This is a genomic window from Flagellatimonas centrodinii (assembly GCF_016918765.2).
Classification (GTDB): domain Bacteria; phylum Pseudomonadota; class Gammaproteobacteria; order Nevskiales; family Nevskiaceae; genus Polycyclovorans; species Polycyclovorans centrodinii.
The window spans coordinates 115756-136736 of the sequence record NZ_CP092104.1 but is presented as its reverse complement, the minus strand read 5'-3'; the positions used below and the strand labels follow the sequence as shown (position 1 = coordinate 136736).

The 20981-nt window shown below is 65.1% G+C and carries 16 protein-coding genes and 2 tRNA genes; 8 read left to right on the top strand and 10 right to left on the bottom strand.

Annotation, left to right across the window (positions count from 1 at the left end):
- Positions 1–80: 80 nt before the first annotated feature.
- Positions 81–2699, bottom strand: coding sequence for an ATP-dependent chaperone ClpB (clpB, locus tag JN531_RS00615; RefSeq protein ID WP_228346920.1), 2619 nt, complete (start codon positions 2697–2699; stop codon positions 81–83).
- 291 nt (positions 2700–2990) lie between these two features.
- Here clpB and JN531_RS00610 point away from each other — a divergent pair, with 291 nt between their 5' ends.
- The 3 genes from JN531_RS00610 to ilvD all read left to right on the top strand — a co-directional run bounded on the left by JN531_RS00610 (position 2991) and on the right by ilvD (position 5529).
- Positions 2991–3566 carry an HNH endonuclease gene (locus JN531_RS00610; protein ID WP_228346919.1) on the top strand — a complete coding sequence of 192 codons (576 nt, stop codon included), beginning with the start codon at positions 2991–2993 and terminating at the stop codon, positions 3564–3566.
- 3 nt (positions 3567–3569) lie between these two features.
- Positions 3570–3758, top strand: a complete 189-nt coding sequence (locus JN531_RS00605; RefSeq protein WP_228346918.1) for a hypothetical protein — start codon at positions 3570–3572, stop codon at positions 3756–3758.
- Between the two features lie 91 nt (positions 3759–3849).
- Positions 3850–5529, top strand: a complete 1680-nt coding sequence (gene ilvD, locus JN531_RS00600; protein ID WP_228346917.1) for a dihydroxy-acid dehydratase — start codon at positions 3850–3852, stop codon at positions 5527–5529.
- Here ilvD and JN531_RS00595 read toward each other — a convergent pair.
- The 3 genes from JN531_RS00595 to JN531_RS00585 form a co-directional block, all read right to left on the bottom strand.
- Positions 5519–6331, bottom strand: coding sequence for a TatD family hydrolase (locus JN531_RS00595; protein WP_228346916.1), 813 nt, complete (start codon positions 6329–6331; stop codon positions 5519–5521). The genes ilvD and JN531_RS00595 overlap by 11 nt on opposite strands.
- A 6-nt stretch (positions 6332–6337) precedes the next feature.
- The gene (locus tag JN531_RS00590; RefSeq protein WP_228346915.1) at positions 6338–8131 is read right to left on the bottom strand and encodes a DCC1-like thiol-disulfide oxidoreductase family protein; all 1794 of its coding nucleotides are present in this window, start codon (positions 8129–8131) and stop codon (positions 6338–6340) included.
- A gap of 73 nt (positions 8132–8204) precedes the next feature.
- Positions 8205–8831: a hypothetical protein gene (locus tag JN531_RS00585; RefSeq protein ID WP_228346914.1), complete on the bottom strand. Its 627-nt coding sequence runs from the start codon at positions 8829–8831 to the stop codon at positions 8205–8207.
- A gap of 95 nt (positions 8832–8926) precedes the next feature.
- On the opposite strand from JN531_RS00585, the gene JN531_RS00580 reads away from it, so the two are divergent.
- Together JN531_RS00580 and JN531_RS00575 are read left to right on the top strand one after the other, a co-directional pair.
- On the top strand, positions 8927–9598 hold the full coding sequence (locus JN531_RS00580; RefSeq protein WP_228346913.1) for an alpha/beta hydrolase: 672 nt from the start codon (positions 8927–8929) through the stop codon (positions 9596–9598).
- Between the two features lie 88 nt (positions 9599–9686).
- On the top strand, positions 9687–10142 hold the full coding sequence (locus JN531_RS00575) for a tellurite resistance TerB family protein (protein WP_228346912.1): 456 nt from the start codon (positions 9687–9689) through the stop codon (positions 10140–10142).
- A gap of 68 nt (positions 10143–10210) precedes the next feature.
- Here JN531_RS00575 and JN531_RS00570 read toward each other — a convergent pair whose 3' ends face one another.
- From JN531_RS00570 to lon, 3 genes are all read right to left on the bottom strand, one after another.
- Positions 10211–11929 (bottom strand): potassium/proton antiporter, encoded by a 1719-nt coding sequence (locus tag JN531_RS00570; RefSeq protein WP_228346911.1) that lies wholly within the window; start codon positions 11927–11929, stop codon positions 10211–10213.
- Between the two features lie 115 nt (positions 11930–12044).
- Positions 12045–12674, bottom strand: a complete 630-nt coding sequence (locus tag JN531_RS00565) for a hypothetical protein (protein ID WP_228346910.1) — start codon at positions 12672–12674, stop codon at positions 12045–12047.
- A 133-nt stretch (positions 12675–12807) separates the two neighbouring features.
- A complete protein-coding gene (gene lon / locus JN531_RS00560; RefSeq protein ID WP_366522452.1) occupies positions 12808–15141 on the bottom strand; it encodes an endopeptidase La in 2334 nt (777 codons plus the stop codon).
- Positions 15142–15592: 451 nt separating this feature from the next.
- On the opposite strand from lon, the gene JN531_RS00555 reads away from it, so the two are divergent.
- The 3 genes from JN531_RS00555 to JN531_RS00545 all read left to right on the top strand — a co-directional run bounded on the left by JN531_RS00555 (position 15593) and on the right by JN531_RS00545 (position 16066).
- Complete coding sequence (locus JN531_RS00555; RefSeq protein ID WP_228346908.1) at positions 15593–15865, top strand: HU family DNA-binding protein; 273 nt, start codon at positions 15593–15595, stop codon at positions 15863–15865.
- 33 nt (positions 15866–15898) lie between these two features.
- Positions 15899–15974: transfer RNA gene (locus JN531_RS00550), tRNA-Val, on the top strand.
- A gap of 15 nt (positions 15975–15989) precedes the next feature.
- Positions 15990–16066: transfer RNA gene (locus JN531_RS00545), tRNA-Asp, on the top strand.
- A gap of 76 nt (positions 16067–16142) precedes the next feature.
- On the opposite strand, the gene gspF is transcribed toward JN531_RS00545, so the two are convergent.
- From gspF to gspD, 3 genes are all read right to left on the bottom strand, one after another.
- Entirely contained in the window at positions 16143–17360 is a 1218-nt protein-coding gene (gspF, locus tag JN531_RS00540; RefSeq protein ID WP_228346907.1) for a type II secretion system inner membrane protein GspF, read from the bottom strand.
- 99 nt (positions 17361–17459) lie between these two features.
- On the bottom strand, positions 17460–18968 hold the full coding sequence (gene gspE, locus JN531_RS00535; RefSeq protein ID WP_228346906.1) for a type II secretion system ATPase GspE: 1509 nt from the start codon (positions 18966–18968) through the stop codon (positions 17460–17462).
- On the bottom strand, positions 18965–20980 hold the full coding sequence (gspD, locus tag JN531_RS00530; RefSeq protein WP_228346905.1) for a type II secretion system secretin GspD: 2016 nt from the start codon (positions 20978–20980) through the stop codon (positions 18965–18967). The genes gspE and gspD overlap by 4 nt, the downstream gene beginning before the upstream one ends.
- Position 20981: the final 1 nt, after the last annotated feature.

Here is a 20981-nt window from a genome sequence, read left to right as displayed (position 1 = left end):
CCGTATCTTGCCCGAGTGTACCGTGCGCCGGTTCACGTCCGGGAGGGGGCCGCCGCCGCCGGGCGGTAGGCCGCCGGGGGTCAGTCGGCAGCCTGTCGCCGGAAATCCAGATGGCCGTCGGCGCCGCGGTCGGCGAGCAAGGTGTCGCCGCTGGCGAACTCGCCGGCGAGGACGGCCTTCGCCAGTGGGTTTTCCACCGCGTTCTGGATCGCCCGCTTGAGCGGCCGGGCGCCGTAGACCGGGTCGAAGCCGACTTCGGCCAACTGGTCCAGCGCGGCGTCGGTAAAGTGCAGCGTCAGGCCACGGCTGGCCAGGCGCTCCACCACCCGGCGGGTCTGGATGGCGGCAATCGCCCGGATCTGGGTGCTGCCCAGCGGGTGAAATACCACCGACTCGTCGATGCGATTGATGAACTCCGGGCGGAAATGCTGGCCAACCACCGTCATCACTGCCTCCTTGATCGCGGCATAGTCATTGGCGCCGCCGGTCTTGCCCATCATCTCCTGGATCAGCGAGGAGCCGAGGTTGGAGGTCATCACGACCACGGCGTTGCGGAAATCGACGGTCCGCCCCTGGCCGTCGGTGAGCCGGCCGTCGTCCAGCACCTGCAGCAGTACGTTGAACACGTCGGGGTGGGCCTTTTCGACTTCGTCGAGCAGGATCACCGAATAGGGATGCCGTCGCACCGCCTCGGTGAGCATGCCGCCCTCGTCGTAGCCGACGTAGCCGGGGGGCGCACCGATCAGGCGGCTGACGCTGTGGCGTTCCATGAACTCGCTCATGTCGACCCGTACCATGGCCTCTTCGGTGTCGAACAGGAAGTTCGCCAACGCCTTGCACAGCTCGGTCTTGCCGACACCCGTGGGGCCGAGGAACAGGAAGGAGCCGATTGGCCGGTTGGGGTCGGACAGTCCCGCACGCGAGCGACGGATGGCGTTGGAAACCGCGGCGATGGCCTCTTCCTGACTCACGACGCGGGCGCCCAGAGCCTCTTCCATGCGCAGCAACTTGTCACGCTCGCCTTCCAGCAATTTGCTGACCGGAATGCCGGTCCACCGGGACACGATGTCGGCGATTTCGTCTTCCGTTACCGCTGTGCGGATCAGCTTGGCTGAACCGGCGTCATCGACGGGCCCCTCGGCTGCGGTGTTGGCGGCGGCAAGCTGCTTTTCAAGTTCGGGGATGCGCCCGTACTGTAGCTCGGCCATCTGGGTGAGATCACCGCTGCGACGCGCGGCATCGAGTTCCAGCCTTGCGCTTTCCAGTGCCTCTCGCACATTGGACGAGCCGGCCACGGTGGCCTTTTCCGCCTTCCACTGCTCTTCGAGGTCGGCATACTCGCGTTCGAGGCTGGTGATGGATTTTTCCAGCTCGGCCAGCGAGCGCTTGGCGCCCTCGTCGCTTTCCTTCTTCAGCGCCTCGCGTTCGATCTTCAGCTGGATCAGCCGTCGATACAGCCGGTCCAGGGCTTCCGGCTTGGAATCGATCTCGATGCGGATGCGCGAGGCGGCTTCGTCCACCAGGTCGATGGCCTTGTCGGGCAGGTTGCGGTCGGTGATGTAGCGATGGCTGAGCTGGGCGGCGGCGATCAGCGCGCCGTCGGTGATATCGACGCCATGGTGGACTTCATAGCGCTCCTTGAGGCCACGGAGGATGGCGATCGAGTCCTCGACGCTGGGTTCGCCGACCAGCACTTTCTGGAAGCGCCGCTCCAGCGCAGCATCTTTCTCGATGTACTTGCGGTACTCATCGAGGGTGGTGGCGCCAATGCAGTGCAGTTCCCCACGCGCAAGGGCCGGCTTGAGCATGTTGCCGGCGTCCATCGCGCCGTCGGCCTTGCCAGCGCCGACCAGGGTATGAATTTCGTCGATGAACAGAATCACGTTGCCGTCCTGCTTCGACAGGTCGGTCAGTACCGCTTTCAGGCGCTCCTCGAATTCGCCACGGAACTTGGCCCCTGCGATCAACGCGCCGAGATCAAGCGTCAACAACTGGCGGCCCTTGAGACTTTCTGGCACCTCGCCATCGACGATGCGTTGGGCCAGTCCCTCGACAATGGCGGTCTTGCCGACCCCGGGTTCGCCGATCAAGGCCGGGTTGTTCTTGGTGCGGCGCGACAGGACCTGGATGACCCGGCGGATTTCCTCGTCCCGCCCGATCACCGGGTCGAGCTTGCCGTTGCGGGCGCGCTCGGTGAGGTCGATGGTGTACTTGGACAGCGCCTGGCGCTGGTCTTCGGCGCCGGCGGAATCAACCTTCTGGCCGCCCCGCAGGCGATCGACTGCCTGATCGAGACGGGCCTTGTCGAGGCCGGCCTGGCGCAGGACATCGCCGAGGTCGCCCTTGTCGTCGACCGCCGCCAGCCAGAACAGCTCGCTGGCGATGTAGGGGTCCTGCCGTTGTTGCGCGAGCCGGTCACAGAGGTTCAGCAGGCGAGACAGTGCCGGTGAGCCTTGTAGGCTGCCATCGGCCTGGCCGAGCCGGGGCTGGCGCTCCAGCAGTGCATCGAGCGCACGCTTGACAGCGTTGGTGTCGGCACCGGCCGACTGTAGTAGGGCACCGGCACCGGTGTCGGCGCTGGCCAGTAGCGCGATGGCCAGGTGGACAGGTTCGATGGCCGGGTGATCGCGGCCGATGGCCAGACTCTGGGCTTCTGCCAGGGCCTGTTGAAAGCGGGTGGTGAGTTGCTCCATTCGCATGGTCCGTGCTCCTGCGTGCGCTGGGTGGGTCTGTGGACAAGATGCGGGGGTTCGTCATGAATTCAAGCGTGGTCTGGCGCCGCTAGCGCCCGGCCAGACCGTCATCCCGCGCCGTCGGTCGGCTGCCCTCGCGACTGCTGTGAACCTCTCGGGTTGGCGCGCAAGCGATTGATCCATCAGCGGCTTGACGACTGGCATTCGATCGTCTGTCACGTCATGATGGCCCAATGACGTTGCATTGAAAGGCCGGTTCTGCTTTCGCCGGCGGTCTTTCGGGATACGACTCGGGCCATGAACGCGATACCTGCCATTCTCAAGCTGGACGCGGGTGGACTGCCGGTAGGCTGGATCCGGTGGCAGACCGCTGTCGTGCTCTACGCCCGTGACCGTGTGCGGTGGGAGGCCGGCGATGAACGCTTCCTGATTCGCGGCGGCACCTGCGCCGCCACCGGACGGACCTCGCAGATCGAGATCGGTAGCATCATTGCCGTTTCCGACCGCTCACGCCGGTTCGAAAAGGGTGTGCCGCTGCTGACCAATCGCACGCTGTTCCAACGCGACCAGAACATCTGTCTGTACTGTGGCAGCCAGTTTTCCAACGGAAACTTGACCCGCGACCATGTGATTCCGGCCTCGCGCGGCGGGCTCAGCACCTGGGAGAACTGCGTCACCGCCTGCCGCCATTGCAACCAGCGCAAGGACGATCGCACGCCGGAAGAGGCCAGCATGAAGCTGCTGGCGATCCCGTACACCCCCAATCTTGCCGAGTATCTGATCTTGCAGAACCGACGGATCCTGGCTGACCAGATGGCCTTTCTCCGCAGCTACGCCCGCAAGCAGGGCGTGGCGCCGGCGGTCGCCGCCTGAGACATGCTGGTGGCCGAGGCCATGCGACTGGCGGCAGAGCACAGCTGCGAACTGAGCCGCGACCCGGTGTCTGGTGACTGGGTGGTAGCGTCGATCTCCTACGACAGCGATGCCTGCTCGCTGAGCGATGCCGCCCTGCTCGCGATCAGCCGCGAGGACTTCCTGCGGGACTACATCCCTGACCGCTTCTGAACCGCGGCGGACGACGCCAGGCGGTCGCGGAACCGGGCCCTCGGCGCTATGCTCGCGCCCCTGATTTGAGCCCGCTGCTACCCAGTCCGACATGAACGACATTCTCAACAAGAAATCCCGCACCATTACCGCCGGCCTCGAGCGCTCGCCCAACCGCGCCATGCTGCGCGCAGTGGGCTTCGGCGACAACGACTTCAACAAGCCGATCGTCGGCGTTGCCAGCGGTCATTCGACCATGAACCCCTGCAATGCCGGTATTGCACCGCTGGCCGATCGGGCGTGCACCGCGATCAGCGAGAGCGGCGCCATGCCGCAGATTTTCGGGATCCCGACCGTCACCGACGGGATCTCGATGGGCACCGAGGGCATGAAGTACTCACTGATCTCGCGTGAGGTCATCGCCGATGCCATCGAAACCGCCTGCGCGTCGCAGTGCATGGACGGCGTGCTGGTGGTCGGCGGCTGCGACAAGAACATGCCGGGGGCGATGATCGGCATGCTGCGGCTCAACATTCCGGGCGTGTTCGTCTACGCCGGCACCATCAAGCCGGGAAACTGGAAGGGCGTGCCGCTGACGGTGGTGTCTTCATTCGAGGCAGTCGGCTCGTTCCGCGCCGGCAAGATGAGCGAGGAAGACTTCATCGGGATCGAAAAGAATGCCTGCCCATCCGTGGGCGCCTGCGGCGGCATGTACACCGCCAACACCATGTCCAGTGCCTTCGAGGCACTTGGCATGAGTCTGCTGGGGTCCTCGCAGATGGCCTCACCCGATCCCGAAAAGGCTGACTCGGCTGCCGATTCCGCCCGCGTGCTGGTGGCCGCCATCAAGCAGGACCTCAAGCCCCGCGACATCGTGACCCGCAAGGCCATCGAGAATGCCATGAGCCTGGTGATGGCAACCGGCGGCTCCACCAATGCAGTGTTGCATTTCCTCGCCATTGCCCATGCCGCCCACGTGCCGTTCAGCATCGACGACGTCGAGATGATCCGTCGCAAGACGCCGGTGCTGTGTGACCTCAAGCCCAGTGGCAAGTATGTGGCGGTTGACTTTCATCATGCCGGTGGCGTGCCGCAGGTGCTGAAGATGCTGTTGGTCAACGGCTTGTTGCACGGTGACGCGCTGACCGTTACCGGTGAAACAATGGCCGAGGCGCTGGCCTCGGTGCCGGACACGCCGCGTGCCGATCAGGACGTGATTCGCCCGTTCGACCGACCGATGTATGCGCAGGGACATCTGGCCGTGCTCAAGGGCAACCTGTCGCCGGAGGGGGCGGTCGCCAAGATCACCGGCCTGAAGAATCCGGTCATCACCGGACCGGCACGGGTTTTCAACTCGGAAGACGAGTGTATGGCGGCGATTCTCGAAGACCGTATTCAGCCCGGCGACGTGTTGGTGATCCGCTATGAAGGGCCCCGCGGCGGCCCCGGCATGCGCGAGATGCTGGCACCAACCAGCGCGCTGATCGGCAAGGGGTTGGGCGAAAGCGTCGGGCTGATCACCGACGGCCGCTTCTCCGGTGGCACCTGGGGGATGGTGGTCGGACATGTCGCGCCGGAGGCCTTCGAGGGGGGCGTCATCGGTCTTGTCGAGGAGGGTGATTCGATCACCATCGATGCCCGCCAGTTGCTGTTGCAACTGAACGTCGACGACGCCGAGATTGCGGCCCGGCGCAGCCGCTGGACACAGCCTGCACCGCGTTACACCCGCGGCGTGCTCGCCAAGTTCGCCCGCACGGTAACCACGGCGTCCCGTGGGGCCGTTACCGACTGATCGAGGCGGCCTGCCCCAGGCCGAAGAACTGGCGCGCGTTGGCGGCGGTCTGTGCCGCCAACGCTGCCGGGGTGTCGTCCCGAGCGGCAGCCAGCGCAGCGATCACCCAGGGCAGGAAGGCCGGCTCATTGCGGCGCCCTGCCGCTTTCTGCATCGGCTTCGGCAGGCTGCGCGGCAGCAGATACGGCGCGTCGGTCTCTACCAGCAGTCGGTCGGCCGGAATCGCTCGCGCCAGCGGCAACAGGTGCTGCCCTCGCCGCTCATCGCAGACCCAGCCTGTCAGGCCGATGTGGCAGTCCAGGTCGAGGTAGTCGCGCAGTGCGTCGGCCGTGTCGGTGAAACAGTGGACCACCACCGCAGCAAGCCGGGGACGCCACGGCCGCAGCAGCGCCAGGAAGTCGGCATGCGCATCGCGCTGATGCAGGAACAGCGGCAGCCCGAGTTCGGCTGCCAGTGCCAGCTGTGCCTCGAATGCCCGATGCTGGGCCGGGCGTGGTGAGACATCGCGGAAATAATCGAGGCCACATTCGCCGAGACTGACGACGCGGCCGTCCGCGGCCAGCGCGCGGATCAATCTGGCGTCGGCGTCCTCCCAGTCGCGGGCGTGGTGTGGATGGACACCGGCGGTAGCCGACAGAAAGTCCGGATCCGTCGTCACGATCTCGGCAGCCAGCGCATTGCTGTCCCGACAGCTGCCGGTGATGACGATGTGCTCGACACCGGCAGCGCGTGCGCGCTGCAGCACCGCTTCACGGTCCGCATCGAAGCAGGCGTTCGCCAGATTGGCCCCGATGTCGATCATCGCGGTTCAGTCCCGATGATGGAGGTTCGGCGACCCGTTCCCGAAGCAGGACTGCTGCCATAGGGTGGTGCGCTCGGCGCCACCGCGACCACGCGGTGCCACCACGTGGTCGATCTGGACCCGAAGCAGCGCATTGGCGCCGGGCAGGCGGTCATCCGGGTGCGGGCCGTTGGCTTGAAGGCAGAGCAGGGCGGCATAACCCTCACGATGGCGCGCGTTGGCCGGCAGGGTCAGCTGCTGCCAGTAGCGGCGCCAGCGAAAGGACGCCTCGGCCTGTGTTGCCGAAGGACGTCGGTAGTCGATGACCTCGTCGGCGGCAAGCAGATTCTGCACATGGCCATCGGCGGTTTCTCCCGTCACCACCAGCCAGTCGTTGTGGGTCGGCAGCTGTTCCAGTGGGGTGCCCCAGCGGCTGTCCAGATGCAGGGGTGCCAGTAGCGGGCGTAGCAGGCTTTGGGCGCCAGTGGCACCGACAAGCGATGCGGTTTGCCATCCCAATGTCAGCAACAGGAACAGGGTGGCGAATCGCTGCGCCATGGTGGCCGGCACGAATTGTACCGGCTGCCGTGGCCAGAGGATCGCGGTCAGCGCCCCGAGCCGTCCCCGATGGCGTGCCACCGCGTCATACAGAGCATCGCCGGGGCGGTTCCAGAGGGGCAGGGCGAGCAGCTGGTCGAGGCCGGGAAACAGCGGAGAGGCCCGTAGCAGGGCGACCATGGCAGCCCACTTCAAATGTGCCTGGTCGTTGTCGTCGATCACGACCCAGGACTGATGTTTTTCCATCAGCGTGGCCGTTCGCGCCCGTGATTGGGCGGGGACCAGTGTGGCGTGTTGCAGTGCCAGAAACACCTGCAGCAACTGCACCGATTTGAGGCAGAAAGGACAGTGCTCATCGTAGTAAAGCGTGACCGCGCGCCGCGCCCGTGGGCGTCGCGCCAGCGCAGCCCAGACATCGGCGGGGATGAACGCAGCCAGGGCGGCGAGACAGGCGCAGTACACCGGCCCGGCCGGACCAGGGAGCGCACCGGCGGCCAGCAGCAGGAAGGCCGCCAGTGCCAGCAGGAGGACCCGCAGATAGCGGCCCCAACGGCCGGCCAACGGGCTCAGCAGCAACAGTGGTGTGCCGAACAGCAGCAGGTTCCAGCTGGTCAGCGTCGCAAGTGCCGCGAGGGTGTCGGGCATGGCGGCCGAGGGGTGCCAAGCCGCCAGTGCGGTTGCGGTACTCCGCCATTCGGGGCTCATCCGCAGCGCGGTGACGATGAAGATCAGTGCCACGTTGAGCAGCAGGCCGACACTGCCCACGGACAAATGACGGGGATCTTCCGGTGGTGCGCGGGTCGACAGGGCGGCATCGACCGAATAGCGCGCGCCCAGGGGTAGCCATAGCGACCACAGCAGCAGTAGCGCCAGGATCGCATCGCCCTGGCCCGGCAGCAGCGGATAGCGACTCATCCACGACGCCCACAGCACCAGACTGAAGATCGTGGCGACCCGGGTCCCGCGACCGAAGGTCAGGCACAGCGCGGCCAGGGTCTGGGCCAGCGCGAACAACAGAGTGGCCAGTAGGCTGCCATTGATGAAATGCAGCGACACCGTCCAGGAAGCGCTGGTTTCGAGGATGGTGTGACGGGGCGCAACGCCGACATCGCCATACAGCGTGCCGATATCCCCCAGCTGCGCCAGCGTCAGGCCGAGCAGGGTGGCGCCGAGCAGTACCCTGAACAGGGCCAGCGACCGCAGGTCGGTGCCGAGGACCGCGTGCAGACGGGGCCAACGGTCCGGATCGAGGCGGTCGAGCATGTTCAGCATCCCTGGCGGCGACAAAAAAAGGGGGAGCCGAAGCTCCCCCTACAGTTTACCCTTGGCGCTGGCGTCAGCGGTCGCTGTCGAGGTCGCCCATCTGCCCGAAGCTGGCGCTCAGCCAAGCCGATTCGTGACTGCGGTCCGCTGACCACCCGGCCGGAGCACTGCGGAAGCCGCCACCGAGGATGCCGTCGACCACATCGCCCACGCCGTCAATGATGTCGCCGATGACGCTGCCCTCGCCGGAGGTCTCGCCATCGCCGGTCTGGCTGGGCGCGGGGTCCGGTGTCTCGTCGTCAGCATCAGCGATTTCGGCGACGGCGAAGCCGATGCCGATGGCGCCCAGGGCGACCAGACCGTAGTCGAACACCGTGTACTCGAGTGCCTCACCAGTCTGGCTGACGGTGGCGCTGCGGTAGGCGAAGGGCAGGCCGTTGAGGGCCGCACTGTTGAAGCCCTTCGGCGTGAACGCCATGCGGAACATCGGTGCTGCAGGGACATCGGCAAAGCGCCGGTCGTGGTCAAGCTGAAGCCCATAGCGCAGGCTGCTCTCGGATGACAGGGTCTCAGCCCCGCCGAAGTCGAATTCGACAAAAGCGGCGGCGGTCGGTGCACGCTGCGACGGATCTGCCGCCACCGCATTGCCCATTGCTCCGGTCAGGCCCGCCAACGTGGCGGCCAGCAGCGTCATACGCATGAGTTCTTCCCCTAGTCGTCGTTGTGACAGCGATCAAATCACTATAGGTGCGCCCTGATACGCTTGCAAGCCGCATTGGCCGAGGATGCCGCACCATGATTCAACCGGTTTCCGCAAGCACGGCATCGCTCGTGCTGCCACCGCCCGGGCAGTCGTCCGTCGCTGAGGTCGCAGGCGCGGCGGGGCCGATCGAAGTCGCTCTGTCGATGCCGGCCGAAGCACCGCGCGGCGCCATGTTGGTGGCTCATCCGCACCCTTTGTTTGGCGGCACCATGGACAACAAGGTCGTGCAGACGCTGGCGCGCGCGGCGGTGCGCAACGGATATGTTGCCGTGCGCTTCAACTTCCGTGGCGTCGGTGGCAGTGGCGGCGTTCATGACGACGGACGCGGTGAAACGGATGATGCGGTGCAGCTGGCGGAGCAGCTTTCGGCCCTGCTGCCGGCGTTGCCGCTGGTGCTGGCCGGTTTCTCGTTCGGCGGCTTCGTGCTGCTCAGGGCGGCCGCGCGGTTGCCGACGGCCGACGTGCTGACGGTGGCACCGCCGCTGAGCAAGTACGTTCGCCTGCCACCGCCGCCGCGTCCCAGCGGACGTTGGTGGGTTATCCACGGCACGGCAGATGAGGTGGTGTCATTCGCGGAAACCCGAGCGAAGTTGCTCGACTACACCCCGGCGCCGAAGCTCATCGAGGTTCCCGATGTCGGGCATTTTTTTCATGGTCAGCTCGCCCGTATCCATCAGGTCGTCGACGCGTTTCTGGCGGACTGAATCGACGGCGGTCGCAACACCCTTGGTATGCTCGGTCGCGATTCGATGCCGTTCCAGCCGGCATCACCCGGAAACCATCAAGGGAGGCATGATGCTGTCGAAGGTCTGGCAACGACTTCGGTCGGAACTGCATAACGAGGCCTCACCGCCGTCGGAGAGCGCGCAGCAGCAGGCGATCGCCGTTCTGCTCCATGAAGTAGCCCATGCCGACTTCCACCATGCGCAGGTGGAGATCGATCAGCTGCTTCGCGAACTTGGCGAGGCATTCAGTTTGGCACCGGCCGCGGCGGAGCAGCTGCGTCGTGATGCCGCCGAGACCGCCGAGGGCACGGCATCGCTGCATCGACTCATCGATACCCTCAACGCCACGCTTGATGCCGACGGCAAACGCGCGCTGTTGGCCCGGCTGTGGCGGGTGGCGCTGGCTGACGAGGTGCTGGACCCGCATGAAGAGGCATTGATCCGCAAGCTAAGTGACTTGCTTTTTGTCCCCCATGCAGTGTTCGTGCAGGAGCGCCTGCGGGCGCTGGGTGAGCCGTTGTAGCCCACTTCCGCTGGCGGGTGCCCGCGCCGATGGTGGCCTCCCGCGATCGCCCGCCGACACATCCTCGATCAATGCGGGAGGCGCAGACCGATATCGAGGATCACGTCGCCCTCGATCCGCCGGACCACCAGTTCCATTTCGCCCAGTCGCAGACGGTCGCCGACGACCGGTTTTGGCAGACTGCTGGCAATGAATTCGGCCACCGTCAGGCGGGCGGCATGGGGGGGCAGGGCGTCAAGCCCATAGGCATCGGCGAGCGCTGACATCGGCGCAGCGGGGACGATGCCAAACTCACCAAAGAAACGCTGATCAGCCTTCTTCAACGGCTTGCGACTGCTTTCGAAAATCTTGTCGAGGGCGTCGAGTTCATCCTGATGGCAGAGCAGGGTCACGCTGTCGCCCTCCTGCAGTTGTCCCCAGTGACGGTAGGGCAGCAGCTTGTTGTGCCGGGTGATACAGACCACCCGTGTGCCCTCGGGCAAGCTGATTTCCTTGATGGTCATGCCGCTCAGGCCGGAATGGCGGGGCACCCGGTAACTGACGATCTCGTGGTCGACCGCACCCGGCAGGTCGACGTCGACACGCTGGATGCGAGCGCTGTTGTTGGGGACGTAGAGATCCAGTAGCCGCGCCATCGGCGCCAGCGTCCAGCCCTGGATCACCAACGAGACGATGACGATGAAGAACGCCACATTGAAGAACAGCGCGGAATTGGGGATGTCGGCTAGCCAGGGGTAGGTCGCCAGCACGATCGGCACTGAGCCGCGCAGCCCGACCCAGGCGATATAGGCCTGTTCCCGCAGTGGATAGCGGAACGGCAACAGGCTCAGCCACACCGCCAACGGCCGCGCCACGCCGATCAGCACCAGCGCGATCAGCAGGCCAGGGACAGCGACGCCGATCAAGGCGCTCGGCGAGGCCAGCAGCCCGAGGATGACGAACATGCCGATCTGCGCCAGCCAGGCGACGCCATCGTGAAAGCGGCGGATATTGGGCAGCGCATGTACCCGGTGATTGCCGATCCAGAGTCCGGTGATATAGACCGCCAGAAATCCGCTGCCCCCCAGGCGTGAAGTGACGCCGAAGACCAGCAGGCCGCCGGCCAGGGCCATCAGCGGGTAGAGCGAATCACTCAGGCGCAGGCGATTGAGCGACATCATCAGCCCGTAGCCCCCCGCCACCCCCATGAGGCCGCCGAGGCCCATTTGCTGGACCAGCAGTCGCAGCGAATCGGTCACCGAATAGCTGTCAGGCAGCACCAGATACTGGAGGACCGCCAAGGTCAGAAACACGGCCATCGGATCGTTGGTACCCGACTCGGTTTCGAGCGTGGCAGTGACACGGGTATTGAGCGAGACCGCGCGGGCGCTGAGCAGCGCGAATACCGCGGCAGCGTCGGTGGAGCCGACGATGGCCCCGATCAGCAGGCCCTCTGCCCAATGCAGGTCCAACAACCAGGTGGCGAAGGCGCCGGTCAGGCCGCTGGTGATCAGCACGCCGAGGGTCGCCAGCGACACCGACGGCCACAGCGCCATGCGCAAATTGCGATAGGCGGTCCGCATGCCGCCGTCAAACAAGATCACCGCCAGCGCCAGAGTGCCAGCCAGGTTGGCGAGCTGATAGTCGTTGAAACGGATGCCGCCGGGACCATCCTCGCCGGCCAGCATGCCGACCGCCAGGAACACCAGCAGCAACGGGACCCCCAGTCGCGGCGTCACCGCCGTCGCCAGGATGCTGACAGCCAGCAGCAGGCCGGCGAGCAGAATGAGGTCGATGGTGAGGGTCATGGCATCGAGTGTAACGGAGGGCCGGAGCCCCCCATGCAGGTTTCGCGCCGTTCAGGTGATGACAAGGCCCTACTGGGGTGCAATCGCGCGCGCCTCGGCGGCGGCGCCGGAGGCTTCAGCCCGCCGACGGCGGTGGATCGTCGGCGTGAGCGTGAGCGTGGGGGCGGCCGAGCAGCGCATGCAGCAACAACCCCGCCACCATCATCTGCAGCCAGGCCCAGGCCACCGGCCCCAGCGCCGCCTCAAGATCCGGGGTGGCGACAAACCCCAGCAGGGTCGCACCGCACACTGCCAGCAATACGGCCGCCGCCCGGCCCCAGCCGAGAGCCGGAATCACCAGCCAGCAGATGGTCAGTCCGATCGGCAGGCTGTGCAGCGCCACGGCAGCGCCGAGGCCGGCGGTCTCCGGGCGAACCGCCGCCAACACCGCGCCGTCGGCCAGTGCGTGCAGCCCCAGGCCGATCAGCGCAACGGCCAGCGCGGCGAGGTGGGTCTGGCGTCGCAGCCGGCGCACGGCCTGCTCGAGGGCAGTCGGCCCCGCCAGGCCGGCCGCGAACCAGGCAAAGCCCCACCCGCCACCGGCACTGAGGGCTTCGGGGATGACTTCAAAGGCCAGTAGCGCGGACAACGCGATCCAGACGAGGGCGCCGAGGGCGCGACGGACGCGGGGCCGAGGGCGGGCAACGGCATACAGCGCGGGGCCGCTGGCGAGGGCGGCGAAGGTGGCGTAGAGGTAGACAGTCATGGCGGCAGCGGCACGGAACTGTTACAGAATAACAGAGGTGTCCGCACGCCAAGCCGCGGCCGGTGCCGCCGATCACGCCTCTGCCGGTGACGGCATCGTCGCGACCGGGCGCCACCGCCGCGGGACAGGGGCCTCAGTGTGCGCGGGGAAGTTCGGCGCTGCCCACGGCCGCTGCCGGCGGCGGCGGCGTCTCCGGCAGGGGGTCTGGCAGTCGTTCCAGTGCCACCTTCAGCACGTCCTCGATCCAGCGCACCGGTTCGATCCGCAAGGCGGCTTTCACCGATTCGGGAATCTCCGCAAGATCCTTGGCATTCTCCTGCGGGATCAGCACGGTCCGGATGCCGCCGCGCTGGGCAGCCAGGAGCTTTTCCTTGAGGCCGCCGATCGGGAGAATTTCGCCGCGCAGGGTGATCTCGCCGGTCATGGCGACATCACTGCGCACCGCGATTCCGGTGAGCGCCGAGACCAGGGCCGTGCACATGGCACCGCCGGCCGAGGGGCCATCCTTGGGGGTCGCGCCCTCTGGAACGTGAACATGAAGGTCCTGCGTTTCATTGAACTTGGGGTCGATCCCCAGCTCCCGTGCGCGTGACCGCACCACCGTCAGCGCGGCCTGGATCGACTCCTGCATCACCGTGCCCAGCGAGCCAGTCTGGGTCAGCTTGCCCTTGCCGGGTGCAAGCGCCGCTTCAATGGTCAGCAGTTCACCGCCGACCTCGGTCCACGCCAGCCCGGTAACCTGGCCGATGCGGTTCTGCTCTTCCGCCCGCCCGTACCGGAACTGCTCGACGCCGAGATACTTGTTGACGTTCTTTTCGGTGATGCTCACCGTCTTGCTGCTCGGTTTGAGCAGCAGCTGCTTGACCACCTGACGGCAGATCTTGCCAAGGTGCTGTTCCAGCTTGCGCACGCCCGCCTCGCGGGTGTAGTGGCGCACGATGTGGCGGATGCCCTTCTCGCTGATCTTGAGCTCACCGTCCTTGAGGCCGTTCTCGCGCACCTGCTTGGGCAACAGGTATTTGCGGGCGATGTTGGTTTTCTCGTCCTCGGTGTATCCCGGAATGCGGATGATCTCCATGCGGTCCAGGAGGGGGCCGGGGATGTTCAGGGTATTGGCAGTTGCCACGAACATGACGTCAGACAGATCGACGTCCACTTCCAGGTAGTGGTCCTGGAAGGTGTGGTTCTGTTCCGGGTCGAGCACTTCCAGCAAGGCCGAGGCCGGGTCGCCGCGGAAATCGGTGCTCATCTTGTCGATTTCGTCGAGCAGGAACAGCGGATTCTTGGTGCCGACCTTGGACAGGTTCTGCACGATCTTGCCCGGCATCGAGCCGATGTAGGTCCGGCGATGACCGCGGATCTCGGCCTCGTCGCGCACGCCGCCCAGCGCCATGCGCGTGAACTTGCGGTTGACCGATTCGGCGATGGACCGGCCGAGCGAGGTCTTGCCCACGCCCGGTGGCCCGACCAGGCAGAGGATCGGACCCTTCACCTTTTTCACGCGGCTCTGCACCGCCAGATATTCGACGATGCGCTCTTTGACTTTCTCCAGCCCGTAGTGGTCCTCGTCGAGCTTTTTCTGGCATGCCTCCAGGTCGATGACGGTCTTGCTGCGCTTTTTCCACGGCACCTGGGTGAGCACGTCGAGGTAGTTGCGCACCACCGTGGCTTCCGCTGACATCGGCGGCATCATTTTCAGCTTGTTGAACTCAGCGCGGGCCTTGTTCTTGGCCTCCTTGGGCATCCCCGATTTCTCGATCTTCTCGGCAAGCTCTTCCTGCTCGCTGGGGCCTTCCTCGCTGTCGCCGAGTTCTTTCTGAATGGCCTTCATCTGCTCGTTCAGGTAGTACTCGCGCTGGTTCTTTTCCATCTGGTGCTTGACCCGGCCACGGATCTTCTTTTCGATCTGCAGCACGTCGATCTCGCCCTCGAGCTCAGCGAACACGTGCTCCAGCCGCGCCTTCGAGGATTCGATTTCGAGGACCTTCTGCTTGTCCTCGAGTTTCAGCGACAGGTGGGCAGCGATGGTGTCTGCCAGACGCCCGGGGGCATCCATACTGGCCAGGGACGGCAGCAGCTCGGCCGGCACCTTCTTGTTGAGCTTGGTGTAGTGCTCGAACTGCGCCAGAGTCGAGCGGGTCAGTGCGTCCAACTCGCGGTTGTCGGTAATGGCGGTCAGGTCTTCGGCCAGGGGCTGGCACTCGGCATTGAGGAATTCGCCTTCCAATTGCCAGCTCTGGATGCGGGCGCGACGCACGCCTTCCACCAGTACCTTCACCGTACCGTCGGGCAGTTTCAACATCTGCAGGATGCTGGCCAGGGTGCCGACCGAATAGAGGTCATCCGGGGTCGGGTCATCGACATCGGCGGTGCGCTGGGCGACCAGCAGAATGCGCTTGTCGTCCTGCATGGCGGCCGTCAGGGCCTTGATGGATTTCTCCCGACCCACGAACAGGGGAATCGCCATGTGGGGGAAGACCACCACATCGCGTAGCGGCAGAACGGGGGCACTGCGGTCGTTGAACGGCTCCACGCGGAGGCACCTCAATAATCGAAAGCGGACGGTCCATTGATTATGCAGGACCCCATCGAGATTGCGGCGAATTCGTCATATTCAATGGCTTAGGGATCGTATTCGGCGTCAATCGGCCGACGGACGCAGGGGCACCCGGTCATTGCAGCGGGGCAGGCGGACCGGAGCGCACCGGATGCTGGCGCCGACAGCGCCCGGAAAACCTCGTAAATACGGGCTCCGGCGCGATTGACGCTTGCCCGGAGCCCTTGCTATAACGCTCGGCAACCGGGGCATACCTGCGGCAGGGGTCAAGCTGAAGGTGCAGGCCCGTTCGTCAAGACGTGACGGGCTCCGGTGTCACTCCATCGGCCACATGGCCATTCTCAATCGAGGGGACTTTTGAATGAATAAAACGGAACTGATCGCGGCCATCGCTGACAAGGCGGACCTGTCGAAGGCTGACGCGGGTCGTGCGGTTGACGCACTGTTTGAAGTGGTTGGCAAGGCGCTGAAGAAGAAGGACAAGGTGTCGCTGGTCGGTTTCGGTACGTTCATGCTGCGCGAGCGCGCTGCCCGGACCGGCCGTAACCCGAAGACCGGCGCCCCGCTGAAGATCAAGGCCAGCAAGACGCCGGCATTTAAGGCTGGCAAGGCGCTCAAGGACCTGATAAAGTAGTCGTCTTTCCGGGGTGCTGAGGAAGTACCGCCAGGGTGCTTAGCTCAGCTGGTAGAGCGTCGCCCTTACAAGGCGAATGTCGGCGGTTCGAACCCGTCAGCACCCACCATTGTTTCAAATATGCGGAGTGGTAGTTCAGTTGGTTAGAATACCGGCCTGTCACGCCGGGGGTCGCGGGTTCGAGTCCCGTCCGCTCCGCCACAGCTGAATGAAAAGACGCCCGAAAGGGCGTCTTTTTTTTGCCCGACGCCGCGCAACGCGGCGGTGCGCCCAGGGCTTACTGCACCAGTTGGTTGAGATCGAAGATGGGCAGCAGGATGGCGAGCACGATCACCAGGACAACGCCCCCCATCGTGAGGATCAGCACCGGCTCGAAGACGCCCATCAGTGCTGCCACCAGGGTTTCGACCTCGCGCTCCTGATTCTCGGCGGCACGATCCAGCATCTCGTCGAGCTTTCCCGATGATTCGCCACTGGCAATCAAGTGCAGCGTGATCGGCGGAAACAACTTGCTGGCGTGCAGGGCCCGCGACAGCGAGGTGCCCTCGCGGACGCTGACCGCAGCCTCTTCAATGGCCTCCCGCATCGGCAGATGTGTGACCACCTGGGTGCCGATCTGCATGGCATCCAGAATCGGGACGCCACTGCCGAACAGGATGCCGAGCGTGCGGGTAAACCGCCCGGTATTGGTGCCACGCACCAGGCGGCCGACCAGTGGCACTCTCAACAAGCCCATGTGGACTCGCCGGCGAAAGGTATCGCGGCGCATCATCCAGGAGAAGGCGGTGGCACCGGCGGCGCCCAGCAGCAACAGCCAGATGCCGTTGTCGCGGAGGAAGTCGGAGGTGGCGATGAGTCCCTGGGTCAGTCCCGGCAATTCCGCATCGATGCTCGAGAAGACGTCGACCACCTGTGGCACGACGTAGGTCAGCAGCAGGATCACCACCGACACCGCGACCACCGTGAGGATGGCCGGGTAGAAGGCTGCCAGCATGATCTTCTGGTTCATTGCCTGGCGCCGTTCAACGTAGTCAGCCAGGCGCTCGAGGATATGGTCGAGCTTGCCGGAGGACTCGCCCGCTTCAACGGTGGCGCGAAACAGGGGCGGAAACACGTTGGGAAACTGGTTCAGTGCGGTGGCCAGCGGATTGCCTTCGACCACGCTGGACCGGACACCCAGCACGACCCGCCGGACATGCTTGCGTTCACTCTGTTCCGACACGGCCGTCAATGCCTCGTCGAGCGGCAGACCGGATCTCACCAACGTCGCAAGCTGTCGCGTGAACAACGCAAGATCAGTACTGGAGATACCGGCGCCGCGCCGTGAAAATGGCAGCGATGAGGTGGACTTTTGCTCCGAAACCTCGTGAATCTCCAACGGGTTCAAGCCCTGCTCCCGCAACAGGGCGCGGGCGTGACGCGGGGTATCGCCCTCGATCAACCCCTTGCGGCCTTTGCCGCGGGCATCCAGTGCGCTGTATTCATAGGCGGCCATGGCTTTCAGCCCGGAATCGGGAATCGGGAATCGGGGATCGGGACCGCCACGGAGTCTCCCACTTCAAACGATTCCCGATTCTCCATTCCCGGTCCCTGCCTATTCTTCGATCGTGACGCGCAGCACTTCCTGCAGCGTGGTCTGGCCGGCCAGCACCTTGGCGCGACCCGATTGCAGAATGCCGGGCGTGCGACTGCGGGCGTGTTGTTCCATCGACTGCTCGCTGGCCTCGTCGTGAATCAGCGTCTCGAAGTTGCGATCGATTTCGATCAGCTCATGAATGCCGCTGCGGCCAAGGAACCCGGTATGACGGCACAGTGGGCAGCCGGCGGGGCGGTATAGGGTCAATGGCGCATCGACGGGCACCGCCAGTTGCTCTTTCTCGGTTGGGGTGGCCTCGTGCGGTGTCTTGCAGTGGGCGCAGAGCGTCCGCACCAACCGCTGCGCCATCAGGCCGATCAGCGACGACGACAGCTGATAGGGCTCCACGCCCATGTCACGGAGGCGGGTCACCGCTCCCACCGCCGTGTTGGTATGCAGGGTGGACAGCACCAGGTGACCGGTCTGCGAGGCCTGTACCGCAATCTGGGCGGTTTCGAGGTCGCGAATTTCGCCGACCATGACCACGTCCGGGTCCTGTCGCAGGATCGCGCGCAGACCACGGGCAAAGGTCATGTCGACCTTGCCGTTGACCTGGGTCTGGCCGATGCCGTCAATGTTGTACTCGATCGGATCTTCGACCGTCATGATGTTGCGGCTGCGATCGTTGAGTACCGACAACGCCGAATAGAGCGTGGTGGTCTTGCCGGAGCCGGTGGGACCGGTAACCAGGATGATCCCATAGGGACGATAGATCAGCCGTCGCAGCAGTGCAGTCTGCTCCGGCAACATGCCGAGGTGTTCGAGGTCGAGGCGCTCGGTCTGCTTGTCGAGAATGCGCAGCACCACACGCTCGCTTTGCTGACCGGTGGGAATCGTGGAGACCCGAACATCCACCTTGCGACCGCCGAATGCGCGCGAGATACGTCCGTCCTGCGGCAACCGCTTTTCGGCGATATCGAGCTTGGCCATCACCTTGATACGCGACACCAGCCGGGGGGCCAGCGATCTCGGCGGTGCCAATACCTCGCGCAGCACACCGTCCACCCGGAAACGGATCTGCAGCCGGGTTTCGAAGCTTTCGATATGGATATCGGAAGCGTTCTCCTTGATCGCCTCCACCAGCAGGCCGTTGATGAATTTGATGACTGGCGCGTCGTCGTTCGACTCCAGCAGGTCCTGGTTCTCCTGCAGCGCCTGCGCCAGGCTATCGAGGTCGTCGATCGACTCCATGCCATCGATCAATGCCGAGCTGGCGGCGGTCTGCCCCTCGTAAGTACGTTGCAACAGCGCATCGAACTCGTCCGGTGCCACGGCTCTCAGCTTGAGCGGGCGTCCGACGAAGCGGCGAGTTTCCTGGATCGCTTCCACCGGTGCGCCAGTGCGAATCACGGCCAGCACGTGACTGCCCAGATCCTCGGCGACGATCACGCCATGTTTGCGGGCAAAAACGAACGATGGCCTCAACAGCGGCAGGTGTTCGGTCGCCGTCGTCTGCTGCTCGCTCATTCCGGCCCGGCCTCGGGCTCGACCGTCGGCGTCACGACAGTCGCCGAGGGCGGCAGGATCTGCGAATGTTCCAGCGGGGGCAGCACCGTGCGCTGGCCGCCAATCAGCGGGATGGCGCCTCGCGAGGCATCGATCTGCGCCTGACGCACGCTGTCGTACTTGGCCCGCGTGTAGTAATTGCCATCCTCGATTCCCCGCAGGATGGTGGGGCGGATGAACATCATCAGGTTGCGCTTGACCTTGTCGACCGAGCGGTATTCGAACAGCCGGCCGAGCAACGGAATGGCGCTGAGGAGCGGGACACCACGTTGGGTTTCCTGCAGGCTGTCATCAATCAGCCCGCCGATGACCAGAATCTGGCCGTTCTCCACCGCAACCGTGTTGGTCAGGGTGCGCTTGTTGGTGATCAGGTTGGCGGCGCCGGCGGAGCCACTGGCGAGACTGGAGCTTTCGAGGTCCAGCTGCAGCTTGATGGAATTGCCTTCGTTGATCTGCGGCGTGACGCCCAGGCTGAGGCCGACGTCCCGTCGCTCGATGGTCTGGAACGGGTTGACCGCGCCGGTGGTGCTGCCGACCCCGGTATTGCTGAACGACCCGGTGAGAAAGGGCACTTCCTGCCCGGCGGAGAAGCTGGCTTCTTCGTTATCCAGCGTGACCAGGGTCGGGGTGGAGAGGATGTTGGTGTCACCATCGCCCCGAAGAGCCTTCAGCAGCAGGCCGAAGGAGGTGCCGTCGCTGCCGCCATCGCGACCACCGACGATGTTGATGCCCTGGCCGATCAGGCCAAGCGCGGCGAGGTCGCTGCCGCCGGTGGCGACGCTGGCGGCGGCACTGCCGATTGCCGACAGCGTATTGGGGTCGAGAATGCCGGCGGCCGCGATGCGGTTGTTGTTGAAGACGGCCCAGTCAACGCCCAGCTGGCTGGAGGTATTGGCACTCACCTCGGCAATGATCGCTTCGACCAGCACCTGGGCGCGCTGAATGTCGAGTTGGGCAACGACATCGCGAATCTGGCGCATCGCCTTCGGCGGCGCCGTGATGATCAGGGCATTGGTATCGGTATCGGCGAGGACACGAACGTCCCCGCTGCCGCCTCCGGCGGGACGGGCCTGGCCCTCACCGCCACCACCGGCATCGGCCGACGCCACCTGTTGGGCGTACCCTTCCAGAATCGGCGACAGGTTCTCGGCGCTGGCGTAGCGCAGGTAGACCACCTGGGTGCTGCCATCGTCCTTCATCTCGATATCGAGGTTGTCGATGATGTCGAGGAATTTCTGGCGTTCCGACTTGTCGCCGCCGATCAGCACGCTGTTGGAACGCTCATCGGCAATGACCACGGCCGGCTGGATGGTCGGATCCTGCTGCTTGTTCTGTTGCGAAAGCGTGGTGAGGATGCGCACCACCTCACTGGCGGAGGCATGTTGCAGGCGCACGTACTCGATCTCGCGGTCGCCGGTCTGGTCCATCCGTCGGATCAGGCTGTCGAGGCGGCGCACGTTGGCAGCACGGTCGGCGATGATCAGCATGTTCGCCGGGGCATAGGCGGCAAGATGCCCCCACTGTGGCACCAGCGGCCGCAGGATCGGCACCAACTGCGCAGCAGAGATGTTCTCAAGCGCATAGACGTGCGTTACCACTTCGTCTGCGGCGCGACCGCCGGGGCCGAGCATGCCGCCGTCCTGGCGGGCATTGGTCTCGGGCACGATCTTCAGCGCCTCGCCGGCCGGGATCACGGCAAACCCCTGAACCTGGAGAACCGCCAGGAAGGTCTCATAGACCCCGTCGGTGCTCATCGGGCGACTGGAGATCACCGTCACCTTCCCCTTAACGCGGGGGTCGACGATGAAGTTCTTCCCGGTTACCTCGCTGACCGTGGCGATCAGCGCGCTGATGTCGGCCTCTTTCAGGTTGAGGGTGACGTTGCCCCACGCCGGCAGCGACAGCAACAGCCCGGCAAGGGCCGTCAGGACAGGCTTTCGCCCTTGCGTCAGGGCACGGCGGAAATAGGTCATG

Coding starts and splice junctions, on each gene's coding strand:
- JN531_RS00595 (WP_228346916.1), bottom strand. CDS start 6,331: ATGATCGACATCGGGGCCAATCTGGCGAACGCCTGCTTCGATGCGGAC.
- JN531_RS00585 (WP_228346914.1), bottom strand. CDS start 8,831: ATGCGTATGACGCTGCTGGCCGCCACGTTGGCGGGCCTGACCGGAGCA.
- ilvD (WP_228346917.1), top strand. CDS start 3,850: ATGAACGACATTCTCAACAAGAAATCCCGCACCATTACCGCCGGCCTC.
- JN531_RS00570 (WP_228346911.1), bottom strand. CDS start 11,929: ATGACCCTCACCATCGACCTCATTCTGCTCGCCGGCCTGCTGCTGGCT.
- gspF (WP_228346907.1), bottom strand. CDS start 17,360: ATGGCCGCCTATGAATACAGCGCACTGGATGCCCGCGGCAAAGGCCGC.
- JN531_RS00575 (WP_228346912.1), top strand. CDS start 9,687: ATGATGCTGTCGAAGGTCTGGCAACGACTTCGGTCGGAACTGCATAAC.
- gspD (WP_228346905.1), bottom strand. CDS start 20,980: ATGACCTATTTCCGCCGTGCCCTGACGCAAGGGCGAAAGCCTGTCCTG.
- JN531_RS00580 (WP_228346913.1), top strand. CDS start 8,927: ATGATTCAACCGGTTTCCGCAAGCACGGCATCGCTCGTGCTGCCACCG.
- gspE (WP_228346906.1), bottom strand. CDS start 18,968: ATGAGCGAGCAGCAGACGACGGCGACCGAACACCTGCCGCTGTTGAGG.
- JN531_RS00590 (WP_228346915.1), bottom strand. CDS start 8,131: ATGCTCGACCGCCTCGATCCGGACCGTTGGCCCCGTCTGCACGCGGTC.
- clpB (WP_228346920.1), bottom strand. CDS start 2,699: ATGCGAATGGAGCAACTCACCACCCGCTTTCAACAGGCCCTGGCAGAA.
- JN531_RS00605 (WP_228346918.1), top strand. CDS start 3,570: ATGCTGGTGGCCGAGGCCATGCGACTGGCGGCAGAGCACAGCTGCGAA.
- lon (WP_366522452.1), bottom strand. CDS start 15,141: ATGGCGATTCCCCTGTTCGTGGGTCGGGAGAAATCCATCAAGGCCCTG.
- JN531_RS00555 (WP_228346908.1), top strand. CDS start 15,593: ATGAATAAAACGGAACTGATCGCGGCCATCGCTGACAAGGCGGACCTG.
- JN531_RS00565 (WP_228346910.1), bottom strand. CDS start 12,674: ATGACTGTCTACCTCTACGCCACCTTCGCCGCCCTCGCCAGCGGCCCC.
- JN531_RS00610 (WP_228346919.1), top strand. CDS start 2,991: ATGAACGCGATACCTGCCATTCTCAAGCTGGACGCGGGTGGACTGCCG.